8 protein-coding genes and 1 pseudogene are annotated in these 12,769 nt (G+C 58.1%); 4 read left to right on the forward strand and 5 right to left on the reverse strand.

Annotation, left to right across the window (positions count from 1 at the left end):
* Positions 1 to 3 precede the first annotated feature (3 nt).
* Both BMY84_RS22260 and BMY84_RS22265 read right to left on the reverse strand, forming a co-directional pair.
* Positions 4 to 1,257, reverse strand: a complete 1,254-nt coding sequence (locus BMY84_RS22260) for a cytochrome P450 (RefSeq protein WP_093086664.1) — start codon at positions 1,255 to 1,257, stop codon at positions 4 to 6.
* A gap of 12 nt (positions 1,258 to 1,269) precedes the next feature.
* Positions 1,270 to 2,352: a zinc-binding dehydrogenase gene (locus tag BMY84_RS22265; RefSeq protein ID WP_093086703.1), complete on the reverse strand. Its 1,083-nt coding sequence runs from the start codon at positions 2,350 to 2,352 to the stop codon at positions 1,270 to 1,272.
* Positions 2,353 to 2,693: 341 nt separating this feature from the next.
* On the opposite strand from BMY84_RS22265, the gene BMY84_RS22270 reads away from it, so the two are divergent.
* From BMY84_RS22270 to BMY84_RS22280, 3 genes are all read left to right on the forward strand, one after another.
* Positions 2,694 to 3,440, forward strand: a complete 747-nt coding sequence (locus BMY84_RS22270; protein WP_177204122.1) for an SDR family NAD(P)-dependent oxidoreductase — start codon at positions 2,694 to 2,696, stop codon at positions 3,438 to 3,440.
* 22 nt (positions 3,441 to 3,462) lie between these two features.
* A complete protein-coding gene (locus BMY84_RS22275; protein WP_093086666.1) occupies positions 3,463 to 4,233 on the forward strand; it encodes an enoyl-CoA hydratase-related protein in 771 nt (256 codons plus the stop codon).
* Between the two features lie 87 nt (positions 4,234 to 4,320).
* Positions 4,321 to 5,091: an SDR family NAD(P)-dependent oxidoreductase gene (locus BMY84_RS22280; protein WP_093086667.1), complete on the forward strand. Its 771-nt coding sequence runs from the start codon at positions 4,321 to 4,323 to the stop codon at positions 5,089 to 5,091.
* 37 nt (positions 5,092 to 5,128) lie between these two features.
* On the opposite strand, the gene bktB is transcribed toward BMY84_RS22280, so the two are convergent.
* The 3 genes from bktB to BMY84_RS22295 all read right to left on the reverse strand — a co-directional run bounded on the left by bktB (position 5,129) and on the right by BMY84_RS22295 (position 10,465).
* Positions 5,129 to 6,310, reverse strand: a complete 1,182-nt coding sequence (bktB, locus tag BMY84_RS22285) for a beta-ketothiolase BktB (RefSeq protein WP_093086669.1) — start codon at positions 6,308 to 6,310, stop codon at positions 5,129 to 5,131.
* Between the two features lie 97 nt (positions 6,311 to 6,407).
* Positions 6,408 to 8,042, reverse strand: coding sequence for a flavin-containing monooxygenase (locus tag BMY84_RS22290; protein WP_093086670.1), 1,635 nt, complete (start codon positions 8,040 to 8,042; stop codon positions 6,408 to 6,410).
* A gap of 125 nt (positions 8,043 to 8,167) precedes the next feature.
* Positions 8,168 to 10,465, reverse strand: coding sequence for a TonB-dependent receptor (locus BMY84_RS22295; RefSeq protein WP_256215364.1), 2,298 nt, complete (start codon positions 10,463 to 10,465; stop codon positions 8,168 to 8,170).
* Between the two features lie 748 nt (positions 10,466 to 11,213).
* Between BMY84_RS22295 and BMY84_RS22300 the strand changes: the two are divergent.
* Positions 11,214 to 12,579 (forward strand): annotated as a pseudogene (locus BMY84_RS22300) (IS1182 family transposase); the annotation flags it as partial.
* Positions 12,580 to 12,769 lie beyond the last annotated feature (190 nt).

Below are 12,769 nucleotides of genomic sequence, written 5' to 3' on the forward strand. Positions count from 1 at the left end.
TCTTCAAGCCTTCCAGACCAGGGGAATATCCTCGACGGCAGACACGATGCCGGCGTGATAGATGGGTGCTGCGCCTTCCTTCAGGGCAAAGCGGGGAATGCGGGCGATCCATTCCTGCAAGGTGACGAGCACTTCCATGCGCGCCAGATGCATCCCGGCGCAACGATGCGGCCCTTGTGCAAAGGTCGAGTGGGCGACGTTCCGACGCGACAGATCGACCTTCATGGGGTCGGCATGCTGTGTGTTGTCCAGGCCATGCAATGCCGTCGGCAGCAGAATAAGATCGCCCGCCTTGAGCTGCGTGCCGTAATATTCCATGTCCGCCACCACATAGCGCGCGTCGGACACGACGGCGAAGCGACGGAACATCTCCTCGACGCCGCGTTGCAGCTTCATCGGGTCGGCCGCCATCTCCTCCACCGTCTCTGGATGGCGCGCGAGATAGATCATCATAAAGCTCAGGAAATTGACTACGGTGTCAAGGCCGCCCAGCAGCAGGAGCGAGACAAGGCCCAGCATCTTGTCATCGGGCATCGGCGCGCCGTTGATTTCGCTGTTCACCATCTGTGTGATGAGGTCGGTGCCGCTGCCCCCGCGCCTCTCCGCGATGATGGGCGCGACATAGGCGAAGAAGCCTGCGTTCGCCTCTCTTAAAGATCGGCCCTGTTCCTCAGGCGTGTGGCCTGACGGACGGGTCATTTCCTTGGCCAGCGCATTGAGCTCCGCCGCATCTTCCATCGGCAAGCCCGCAAGCGCCAGAAAGACCTTGACCGGAAAGATGTTCGCGAAATCCCTGGCAAAGTCGCAATGGCCCTGCCCTGCAAAACCTTCGATCAGGTCGATCGCAACCGCCCGCACATCGCTTTCGACCTTGCGAATCTGGGCGAGGTTGAGACCCTTGTCGATAACCTTACGGTAGGGCGTATGTTCGGGTGGGTCCATCTTGGTGGGCACCATTTCATAGGCCTCACCGGCTTCACGCGGCACCCATATCACCCGGCTCGAAAAGCGATCGGGGTTACGATAAATCTCATCGATCAGAGCGCCACGCGTCGCGATCCAGTGTCCGCCGGTAAAGGGCGTCCAGACCAGGGGCGGCGTGTCGGGCTGCTGCACCTTTTTCCACGCCTCATGCACGCCTTCCTCAATCCCATCGAGATCGTAAATATCGATTTCCCGCACCAGGTTGGCTGGCACATAATCCGGAATCGGCATGCGGTGTTTGGCAGATGACGGAGCGATCGTATCGACGTTCATACCTGCATCCTCTCAGTTCATGGTGGGATCGATGACGGCCTTGGTGGCGACGCCGTTCTTGGTGACGGTCAGCGCCTCGGCCGCCTGGCTGATACTGAACCGATGACTGACCAGCGCGGCGAGTGGCACCTGGTTCTGCACCCGCGCCGCAAACTGCATCCCTTGATAATAGTTTTTGGGGGCCGGGAAGGACGCGCCGCCAATCGTCAGGTTCTTCAGTGTCAGGTCGCGCGGTGAAATCGGCTGGGTACCGATCGCGCCCCACAGGCCCAATATGATGTAGCGGCTATGGATGCCGCTGATATCCACGCCCTCGGGAAAGGCGGGCAGAGCGCCCGCCGCCTCGATGACGATATCCGGCCCCTGCTTGCCGATCAGATCGTAGATCATGCGCTTGCGTTCTTCGGGTGGCAGGCTGAGCGACACGGTCGCTGTCGCGCCCAATGTCATGGCGGCGTCCAGCCGCGCCTGCGCACCATCGATGACGATAATCTCCCGCGCGCCAGCCTGCGCCGCGACCAGGATGGCGGACAAGCCTACTGGTCCAGCGCCCTGCACAACCACGCAATCGCCAAAACGAACCGGGCCGCAGCGGTCGAAGCCGCGCAGGACGGTCGGCAGGGCGCAGCCGAGCGCCGCGATCGCTTCAGGCTGCGCACCGTCAGGCAGACGATAGAAGGGCATGTTGTTGGGCAGCCAGGCATAGTCGGAATAGCTGCCCCAGTTGGGCTTTGCCGCATCCTCGAAATATTGGCTGTTCTCGCATGGCGTCTGTTCCAGCACGGTGCAGGAATAGCAGCGATGGCACAACGCGATCGGCGACCAGATCACCAGATCGCCAGCCTTGACCGGCGTTCCGGCATAGTCGGTGGAAACGCCGGCACCCAACTGGGTGATTTCGCCGACGCCTTCATGCCCCAATATGATCGGAAAGGGCATCTCACCTGCTTCACCGGTCAGGATATGGACGTCGCTGCCGCACACGCCACCCAATATCGTGCGGACGAGTGCCCCGCCCGGCTCAGGCGCATGGACCTCGACGTCCCATGTTTCCAGGCGGTTCTTATCCACGAGCACTGCGGCTTTACCGTACATGGCCATCCTCTCGATAAGGACGCGATCTGGCTCTGCCATTTCGCCATCATAATGTTCGCGCCAGTTTAATCCGACGTCAACCTAATCAAGCTAATCTTAATTAGATAAAATATGCAATAGCTAATGCCGTCACGCCTTCCATTCGATCGAAAAGGCGGCGTGGGATAATAGCTAAAATCCTATAACTCATTGTATTATATAGATTATTTTTGGTATAAGCGAATCTGAAATACTGGCAGCAAGCGAAGATTCCAGGCCGTTCTTGACATTCCACTCAAGCAAAGCTTTTAATAATAGAAATTAGGCTAGTGAATGCCGAACGGGCAGATATAGGAGAGATTATGGGCCGCCTCACAGGAAAAACCGCCATCATCACGGGCGCGGCGCGTGGCATGGGGGCATCACACGCCCGCCTGTTCGTACAGGAAGGCGCCAACGTCATCCTTACCGATCGCAATGTCGAAGGCGGACAAGCGTTGGCGGCCGAACTTGGCAAGCAGGCAAGCTTCGTTGCTCATGATGTGACCTCGCCGGAATCCTGGGCCCATGTCATCGCGGCGGCTGTCGACGCCTTTGGGACGATCGATATTCTGGTCAACAACGCGGGCATATTGGGTCCGATGGCCACGACCGCCGATCTGACCGAAGAGGGCTATGACCAGGTTTGCGCGATCAACCAGCATAGCGTCTTTTACGGCATGAAGGCAGTCCTGCCCGTCATGGTGAAGGCCGGACGCGGGTCCATCGTCAACATCTCGTCGATCGCTGGCATAGCCGCGAATTACGGTTTCCCCAGTCTGGCCTATGTCGCGAGCAAATTTGCCGTGCGCGGGATGACGAAGGCGACGGCGATGGAATATGGCAAGCATAATATCCGCGTCAATTCCGTCCATCCCGGCTTCATCCAAACGCCGATGATGGTCGAGGCGACCGATGAAGTGGGCGGCGATGCGCTGGCCCAGATTCCGCTTGGGCGGATCGCCGAACCGATCGAGGTGTCGAACCTCGTCCTGTTCCTGGCATCCGATGAATCCTCCTACATCACCGGGTCTGAACATCTCGTCGATGCCGGCATGCTGGCGCATTAAACGCCGGATGGAACCAGCACCCATGCCATTGATCGATTTTGCGGTTCGGGGAAACCTGGCCGAGGTCCGACTCAATCGGCCTGCGACGCTCAACGCCATCAATGCGGAGATGGACCGGGCGTTGGCGCAGGCATGGGCGCGAATAGACAGCGATCCTGATATTCGCGTCGCGCTTCTTACCGGCGCAGGAGATCGCGCCTTTTGCGCCGGGGCGGATATCTCTGATCCGCCCATCGCGCAGGACGGATTGTCGTTCGGTGGCGGACTGACGGGAATTGGCGGTCGCCTTGTGCCGCTTCAAAAGCCATTGATCGCCGTGGTGCATGGCCATGTCCTTGGCCTTGGTTTCGAACTGGCGATGTGTGCCGACATCCTGATCGCAGCCGACAACACGCAATTCCGCCTGCCAGAAGCTCGGGCAGGATTTATCGACCATTGCGGCGTCGTGCATCGCGCTATTCGTCAACTGCCGCATCATGTGGCGATGGCGATGATCATCGCGAGTGAACCGCTTGACGCTGCCCGCGCCTTGCACTTTGGCTTGGTCAATGAGACCGCGGCCATGACGGATCTTGCCGCGACCACAGAACGGTGGGTCCAGAAGATCCTCGCCTGCGCGCCTCTGGTCTCCCAGGCCGGCAAACAAGCAGCGTTGCTGGGCCTGGACCATGGACTGAAGGCTGCGCTCGATCGCCGCTATCCGCTCGTCGATGCCCACGCAAAGACGGCAGACTGCCGCGAAGCCGCGTCTGCGTGGAAGGAAAAGCGCGTGCCGAAATGGCAAGGCCGGTGAAAACCAGAAATCCATGCGGCGCGCGAGACATGATCCCGGCAGACAATCAGGTGCAGCCTTGGCTGCGTATAGAAAGATATTACTATCATGGACCTGCAAGGCAAAAAGATCATCGTAACCGGCGCGGCCCAAGGCATAGGGGCATCTGCCCTGCGCGCCTATGTGGCAGCAGGCGCGCATGTGGCCGCGATGGATATCGACGCGGCGCAGGGAGAAGCGATCGCAGCCGCAGCGACCGTCAATGGATCGGGTTCGGCCTTCTTTATCCCATGCGACGTGGGCGATCGCGCGCAAGTGGATGCAGCTTTCGATGCGGCGGCGGCACGATTGGGCGGCCTGGACGTGCTGGCTCATATTGCCGGCGTCCATCGTCACGCCCCTACCCACGATGTCCCTGATGAGACGCTGACCTGGCTTTTCAACGTCAATGTGAATGGCACCATCTATACCAACGGCGCCGCCTATCGGCACATGCCCGACGGCGGCTCGATCATCAATTTCGGGTCCGAATCCGGACTGACCGCAGAGATCAACAATGCCGTCTATGGCGCATCGAAGGCGGCAGTTCACGCCTGGACACGTAGCGTCGCACGCGAGTGGGGCAAGCGAAACATCCGCATGAATGCGGTGCTGCCCTATATAGTAACGCCGATGTATGCGCGCTTTCGCGAGGCCCTGTCGCCAGAAGATCTGGCGGCCCATGATCAGGCGACCGCAGAGCAAATCCCGCTGGGCGGAAAGTTCGGCGATGCAGACACCGATCTTGCGCCGGTGCTTCTATTCCTGGCCAGTGACGGCTCCCGCTTCATCACTGGCCAACTCATCCCCGTCGATGGTGGACTGATCTCCGTCCGTTGATCTGGACGGGCATCGGCAGGCACCGTCGGCGGATATACTATTGCATCCGCTCGATGATCATGGCGATGCCCTGTCCGCCTCCGATACACATGGTGATCAATCCATAGCGTCCACCAGTCCGCTCCAGTTCGTAGATCGTCTTGACGGTCAGTATCGCGCCGGTCGCGCCGACCGGATGGCCCAGAGCCACGCCGGACCCATTCGGATTAACCTTCTGCGGATCGAAGCCCAAGACTTTGGCGACGGCACAGGCCTGCGCGGCGAAGGCCTCGTTCGATTCGATGACGTCCATCTGGTCAAGCGCAAGGCCCGCGCGCGCAAGGGCGATGGGAACCGCCTTGACCGGGCCTATACCCATTCGATCGGGCTGTACGCCAGCATGACCCCAACTGAGAATTCGAGCCAGTGGTTTCAGATTGCCGCCATCCACGGCCGCCTGGGATGCAAGGACCACGGCAGCTGCGCCGTCGTTGATGCCCGATGCGTTCCCCGCGGTTACGGTACCGTCTTTCTTGAAGGCTGGCCGAAGCCCGGCAAGCTGCTCTATGCTGGCTTCGGCACGCACATGCTCGTCAGCATCGAACAGCCGTGTCCCCTTCCGGTCCTTGACTTCGATCGGCAGGATTTGGGATGCAAAACGCCCTTCGCGTTGGGCATGGGCGGCCCGTCTATGACTCTCGACGGCAAGACGGTCCTGATCGTCGCGCGAAATGTCGTGATCGGCGGCCACATTCTCGGCGGTCACGCCCATGTGGATGCCCTCGAAAGGATCGCTCAATACCGCAATGAGCGCATCGACCATTTTGACGTCGCCCATCTTCTGTCCGAACCGCGCCGCAGCGATATGGTGCGGCGAACGCGTCATGGACTCAGCGCCACCGGCGACGGCGAAATCGCATTCGCCCAGCGCCAACATCTGCGCGGCCGAGATTATCGCCTGGACACCCGAACCGCATAGCCGGTTCAGCGTAAGGGCGGGCACTTCGACAGGTATGCCGGCTTCGACCGCTGCCACCCTAGCCAGATAGGCGTCCTTGGGTTCACTGGGAATGACATTGCCCATGACGACATGGCCGATCTGATCGGCAGCGACACCCGCCCGCGCGATCGCTTCTGCGATGACGGCTGCGCCCAGTGTCGCTGGCGGATAATCTTTCAGACTACCGCCAAAATCGCCGATCGCCGTGCGAACGCCTGCCAGAATATATATAGGGATCATGTCTGGTCCTCAGATTTGGGAACGAGATGCGGCAGTTGGGAGCTGGTTGACCCGTCGCATGCGCCATGGCCCGACATGAGGGCTAGTGACGGCACAATTATGAAAGTTCAAAACCGGCATAGTCACTATAGGCGACCTCCTCGCACCGTTTGCGATATTCCGGGCCGCCGCCGACATAAACGAGTGTGCGGCGAACAACCGTTCCGTCAGGTCGGTGTGTGACCTTGATCCACCAGGCATTGGTGTCTGCCATCAGGGTCCGTGCAAAGTCGGCATAAACCGAATTTGTCCATTCATCCTCGGCGGCCTGTTCCGGTTGGGCAAAAGTCAGCGCGCGCACTTTCATATAGCCCAGCATCCTTGAGACCCATTCGGCTTGAAGCGCCCCGCAAACGCCAACATTGCAGAAGGCGGATCCATTATGCGGTCCTACGAGCGTGAAGAAATTAGGGAATCCGCGGGCCTGGAGACCAAGAAAGGTCGAGGGGCCTTCGGCCCACGCATCGATAAGCCGCTGCCCCCCCTGCCCCCTGATGTCGATCCTGTCGAGCGATCCGGTCACACCGTCAAAGCCTGTTGCAAAGATGATGACGTCCAACGCATGGATCTGATCGCCTATCTTCGCGCCGTTCTGCACAAATTCGTCGATCGGCGTTTCCTTGATGTCGACAAGGTGGACATTGTCCTTATTATAGGCCTCGTAATAGTTGGTTTCCATCGGAACGCGCTTGGCGCCGAAGGGATGATCGACGGGAATGAGTTTCTCCGCGACCTTAGGATCATGAACACGCTGCCTGATTTTGCCGGCCACGAAGTCAGCCAGGAACTGGTTCGATTCCTTGCTGAGCAGCAAATCCCGGAACCCGCTCAACCATATACCGTAACCAGGCCGATCATATAAATCCTCGAAAAATTCGGTTCGCTCCCGTTCCGATACCTGGCTCGCCTTGCGATTGTCGCGATGATAGGGAAAGGCAGTCGGCGTAGTCTTCACATATTCCAGTATCGTCGGATAGCGAGTGCGGATAAGGTCCATTTCCTCGTCGCTCAGGGCTGAATTGCCAAGTGGCGTGCACCAATTGGGCGTGCGCTGGAACACGAACAAATTCTGCGCCGTCTCCGCGACGATGGGAATGATCTGAACGCCCGTGGCACCAGTGCCGATCACCCCCACCCGCTTGCCGGTAAAGTCGATATTCCTGGGCTTTCCCTCCGCATCCGTCGGCCAGCGTGACGAATGGAAGGCCTCGCCCTTGAACAGGTCCAACCCTTTGTAATCGGGCATGCTGGACGCCGAAAGGGGACCGGTGGCCGATATCAGATAACGGCAGGTCAGTTCGGTTCCATCGTCCAGCCTGATATCCCAGACATTGCCTTCGTCATTATAATGGGCCGATACGACCTTCGTGTTGAACTTGTAAAATCGCCGGATATCCATTTTGTCGGCGGCCGCATTGACGTACCGCAGCATTTCAGGCTGCCCGGCGAAATTCTCACTCCACCGCCATTCGGGGAGGATGCCTTTCAACGCGAAATAGCCATAGGCGTAACTTTCCGTATCCAGCCGGCAGCCTGGATAGCGGTTCCAATACCATGTGCCACCGACATCATCGGCCGCGTCAACGCCCAGAACGCGCATTCCGTTCTGGGCGAGCAGATAGGTTTGATAGATGCCGGTGACGCCTGCACCGATCACGACCGCGTCATAATCGGGGTTGATAATTGTCGACATATCTTGCGTCTTTCTTGACCCGACAGACCTATCCCAAGGGGGAATAGGCTATATTTCCGGCAATCGGCTGCTTTGGAGGCCGAGGGGCAGGGACAAAGCGTACCTGCCCCCTCTCAAATTGTGCGTCAGAAGCGGTAGGTAACTTCCGCGCCGAAGGTCTGGGGCTCGCCCCAGATCGCGGTGTTGAAGCCGCCGCTGCCGCCTTCGACGTAGCCCGAATTATAGTAGAATTCATCGAGCAGGTTCTTGGCGTAAGCCGCGACCGAGAATTTGCTGCCCATGACATCGTTCCAGCTCAGTCGAACGTCGACTGTTGCATATCCTGGCAATTTGGTACGCGGCGTTATCGATCCCTCATTATTGGAAAAATGGGTCGACGTCTGGCCGAACACATCAGTGCGAAGCTTTACCTTACCCACATCGTCCGACAGCGGCATGGTTATTTCAGCAAAGACCGAGCCCGCCCATTTGGGCGCATCGGAATAAGTATCGAAGGGAATGATCGGTCCGCCCAGCGGGGCAAGATCGACGATATTCTTGGTGAATTTCGCGTCGGTATAGGCGCCTGAAATGCCCAGTTCCAACCAGTCGCTGGGCTTCACATTGGCATCGAACTCGACACCCTGGATGCGCTTTTCAGGCACGTTTACCGTGAACGCCGACGGGCCGGCCCCCAGATCAACGAACAGCGAATGCTGGGCATGCTTCACGATCTGACGATAGACTGCCAGATTGATCCGCGTGGGCATGGAGCCGATATAGTCGTTGAACTTGTATCCCAGTTCAAAATCATACGTATTTTCGTTGTCGAAGAAATTGGCGTTGTTGAATGGCCCTACAGCGCCGTTGAAGCCGCCGGCACGGAAACTGCCGCGCTGCGCAAAATAGACCATGTTGCCCGAATTAATCTGATACTGAATATTGAACGTCCAGCTCGGATCATGGAGTTTGGCCTCCTGCTTGAGTGGCGTGGTGCCGCTCAAATTGAAGAGGCTACCTGCCTTTTGGCGAAGGCTTACAGTCTCCCAGCTATAGCGTCCGCCAGCGGTCACGCTCAGCTTGTCGGTCACGGCATAGGTTAGCTGGCCGAACACCGCCTTCGATTCGTTTCCGACTTCATAATTATACGCGATGTCGGCCAGTGGAGTCGGCAGTTCTGCGCCCACGATAACGGGAATATACTCCTGCTTCGTCGTATCGGAATAGAAGACACCCAGAATATATTCGAGGCCGCCCGTTTTCCCTTGCAGTTGCAGTTCGTTCGAAAGCCGCTCCGTGCTGAATTCCTCGCCCCCCGGAGGACCGTTGCCCAGGCCGGATCGATTGTACAGGCTCAATGAGCCGAAGGGCGAACCGGTCAGTATCCCTGGGGTACGGGCAAAAGCATCGGCATAGTTGAAGATGTTTTTGAGGACGACGTCGTCACCGATTTCCGCCTCGACAGTGTTGGTGATGAACGCGGTGTGGGCCTTGTGGGGCAGGTCGTAGCTTAGCCAGACCTTGTAGGGATTGGCCTGCTGCCAGGCCAGATAGCCCGCCACGGCGCCGGGCCAAGTGCCGTCGCCACGCGGCCCATCGCCGATCAGCGGGGCAAAGGGGCTGTTCATGCCATAAAGAGTGTCGAGGGTGCTATTGAGGACATAGCCGTTATTGACCTCACCCGCCTGATGATAGGAGTAAAGGCCGCCCGCACCTTCTGACCCGCCGAAATCGCTATACTGGGCAACGGTCGTCATCTTGAAGCCGTCCCGTGGCTCCAAGACGACCGTGATACGACCAGACAGAGAATCCGTGTCGCCGAGCGTATTGCCGGTCTTGATATTACGGATATAGCCATCCTGCTTGTTATAATCGCCGGCGACACGAACCTTGATGATATCGGAAACCGGAATGTCCAGAGCGCCCTGAACCTGGATATAGTTGCGCTGGCCGCCCTTGACGGTCAGGAAGCCGCCGAAATCGTCTCCCGGCTTCGTGGTTTCATACAGGATGGCGCCACCGGTCGCATTGCGGCCGAACAAGGTGCCCTGCGGTCCTTTCAGAACCTGCACCGAACTGAAGTCAAAAAAGGCCGTCGATGTGTTGCCTTCGGTAGCCGGCGCTTCGTTGATATAGGTTAGCACGGCGGGACTTGAGCCGGAAAATGGGTCGAGTGTCTGGCCACGTAGCGTGAAGTTGAGCTGATTGGAGTTCTGACCGCTCTTGACTACCAGACCGGGGACCAACGCCGCCAGATCCTGCTCGCTGGCCACATTGCGCGACTGAAGCGTGTCAGCATTGAAAGCCGAGACGGCTACCGGGACTTTGGAAAGGGATTGTTCTCGCCTTTGGGCGGTGACGACGATGTCGGCCGGCGACGCAATTTTTTCATTGGCTTGCGGGTCTGCTGGCGCCTGAGTGGCATCCTGACCAAATGCAGGCAAGGTAGCCAAAAGCCCAACGACAGCAATGCCGCAAGCCAATCGTTGCTTCACTCTCATAAAACTCTCCCATGTCGGCGTGCCCTACTGGCATCTTGCATTCTTCAAGCTAACTCCGATTAGGTAAATGTCAATCGGTTACGGAAGGTGCGACGGTGCCTCATTTGGGAACGAGCGCTGGAGTAGAATTGGCGAGAACTAAATAGCCATTTTTATCATTTAAATCAATTATATACATGTTTTTCTTCAATCATTCGCTATCCTTTGAATTTGAGAAATATCTCCCCGCCCCGCGGTTAACTAATCATATAAAAACAAATTTAAATTAGGCTTGCCTTGCGACGCTGTGACAGGTGGTAATGAGAATGCCTCCCTGAAACTGATTTACGAGGGCGGCCAATGGCGATCGACTCATGCGATGGGGCAGACTGGATACGTGAGACATCGAGGCAAGCAGCACCCCGACGATGGTCGGCCTCCTTACTGAAGCCGCCACTAGGCGGCCCGAGCGTCAACAATCGTTAAGTCCCAGGTTCAGTCAGATTTGGATGTCCGCTTCGGCGCGAAGGGAAATCGCTATCGAAAGGCAAAGATGGGCGCCTTGTAGCCGGACGGTCCTGCGCTCAGCGAATGGCCGGTTTTAGCGGAATCTGTCGTTCGAAGCTCAACCGTCGAACGACGCATTCTGGTCGAGGCTGTGTAAAAGCGCGGTTTCATGGTAGAGTTATCCGGGATTTCGGGAGGCTTTCTGATGGGCCGTTTCGTGGAAGAACAAGACCGGCGGGAGGATTTTCTGCTGCCGGAATCTCTCGATGATTATGTAGCTGAAGATAACCTGGTTCGGGTCGACGAGGCGTTTATCGACGAGTTGAATCTGGTGGCAATGGGCTTTGCCGGTGCGACACCAGCGCATACCGGGCGCCCGGCATATCACCTTTCGACGATGCTGAAGATCTATCTCTACGGCTATCTGAACCGGATTCAGTCAAGCCGACGCCTGGAGCGTGAAGCCCAGCGCAATGTCGAGCTGATGTGGCTGACCGGTCGATTGGCACCGGACTTCAAGACGATCGCCAACTTTCGACGGGACAATGGTACAGCAATCCGGGCGGTCTGCAGCCAGTTTGTGGTTCTGTGCCGACAGTTGAGTCTGTTCGGACAGGCGACCGTCGCGATCGACGGCAGCAAGTTCAAGGCGGTGAACAATCGGGATCGCAACTATACAGAGCACAAGGCGGCCAAGCGGATCGAGCAGGTGGAGGCCAGCATCGAGCGCTACCTTGCGGCCCTCGATCGTGCCGATCGCGAGGCCAGCGACGTTCCGAAAGCGCGGGTCGAACATATCCGCGAGAAGATCGCGGGCTTGCGGGGCCAGATGCGGTTCCTGAAGGAAATGGCCGCACAAGTCGAAGCGGCGCGATCATCAGGTATCCCAGACCGATCCGGATGCAAGGTCCATGAACAGCAGCGGTCGCGGCACTGGCATTGTCGGCTATAACCTGCAGGCAGCGGTGGATACCGAACACCATCTCATTGTCGCGCAGGAGGTGGTGAACGAAGGCAATGACCGGGTGCAACTCGCGCCGATGGGCCGGCAAGCGCAAGCGGCCATCGCCGCACCCGAAATCACCGTCCTGGCGGATCGCGGCTATATGAACGGCGAACAGGTGCTGGAATGCGAAGGCACCGGCATTTTACCCTGCGTGCCTAGAACCGATACCTCCGGCAAGGCCCAGCGCGGTTTATTCACCAAGGCCGACTTCGTGTACGACGCCGACCACGACCATTACACCTGCCCGGCAGGGGAGCATCTGACCAAGGCGCTTACGCGGTCCGATCACCATGGCGACATTGACCATTACCGCAACCTGAGCGCCTGCCACGGCTGCGCACTGCGACCACGATGCACGACTGAGAAAGTGAAACGCGTCAAACGATGAAGGCATGAGGCGGTGATCGATGCCATGCAAAAGCGGCTGGACCTGTTACCCAATGCCATGGGCATCCGTCGCCGGACCGTCGAGCATGTCTTCGGGACCCTCAAATTCTGGATGGGCAGCACCCATTTTCTGACCAAGACACTCAAAAACGTCAGAACCGAGATGAGCTTGTCCGTGCGTCTTGACGTTGCAGCGTGTAAACGCATTCACAATTGGCGACGAGGTGATCCGTGCCTCGCGTTCAAAAGGCCAACTCCTTCTAGATTGCCATCTAGAGCATCGCGCTTGAAATAGGAATCGAGGGATTCCCATGAGGTCGGAAATGTGATTCACCGTTGTTGGAGGTGGATCATGGGGAAATTCTATT

Origin of the sequence: Sphingobium sp. AP50, assembly GCF_900109095.1 — a bacterium.
Taxonomy (GTDB): Bacteria; Pseudomonadota; Alphaproteobacteria; order Sphingomonadales; family Sphingomonadaceae; genus Sphingobium.

What these genes read in the sequence shown, in the direction of transcription:
- BMY84_RS22260 (WP_093086664.1), bottom strand. Translation starts at nt 1,257, where the DNA reads ATGAACGTCGATACGATCGCTCCGTCATCTGCCAAACACCGCATGCCG.
- bktB (WP_093086669.1), bottom strand. Translation starts at nt 6,310, where the DNA reads ATGATCCCTATATATATTCTGGCAGGCGTTCGCACGGCGATCGGCGAT.
- BMY84_RS22280 (WP_093086667.1), top strand. Translation starts at nt 4,321, where the DNA reads ATGGACCTGCAAGGCAAAAAGATCATCGTAACCGGCGCGGCCCAAGGC.
- BMY84_RS22275 (WP_093086666.1), top strand. Translation starts at nt 3,463, where the DNA reads ATGCCATTGATCGATTTTGCGGTTCGGGGAAACCTGGCCGAGGTCCGA.
- BMY84_RS22290 (WP_093086670.1), bottom strand. Translation starts at nt 8,042, where the DNA reads ATGTCGACAATTATCAACCCCGATTATGACGCGGTCGTGATCGGTGCA.
- BMY84_RS22270 (WP_177204122.1), top strand. Translation starts at nt 2,694, where the DNA reads ATGGGCCGCCTCACAGGAAAAACCGCCATCATCACGGGCGCGGCGCGT.
- BMY84_RS22265 (WP_093086703.1), bottom strand. Translation starts at nt 2,352, where the DNA reads ATGTACGGTAAAGCCGCAGTGCTCGTGGATAAGAACCGCCTGGAAACA.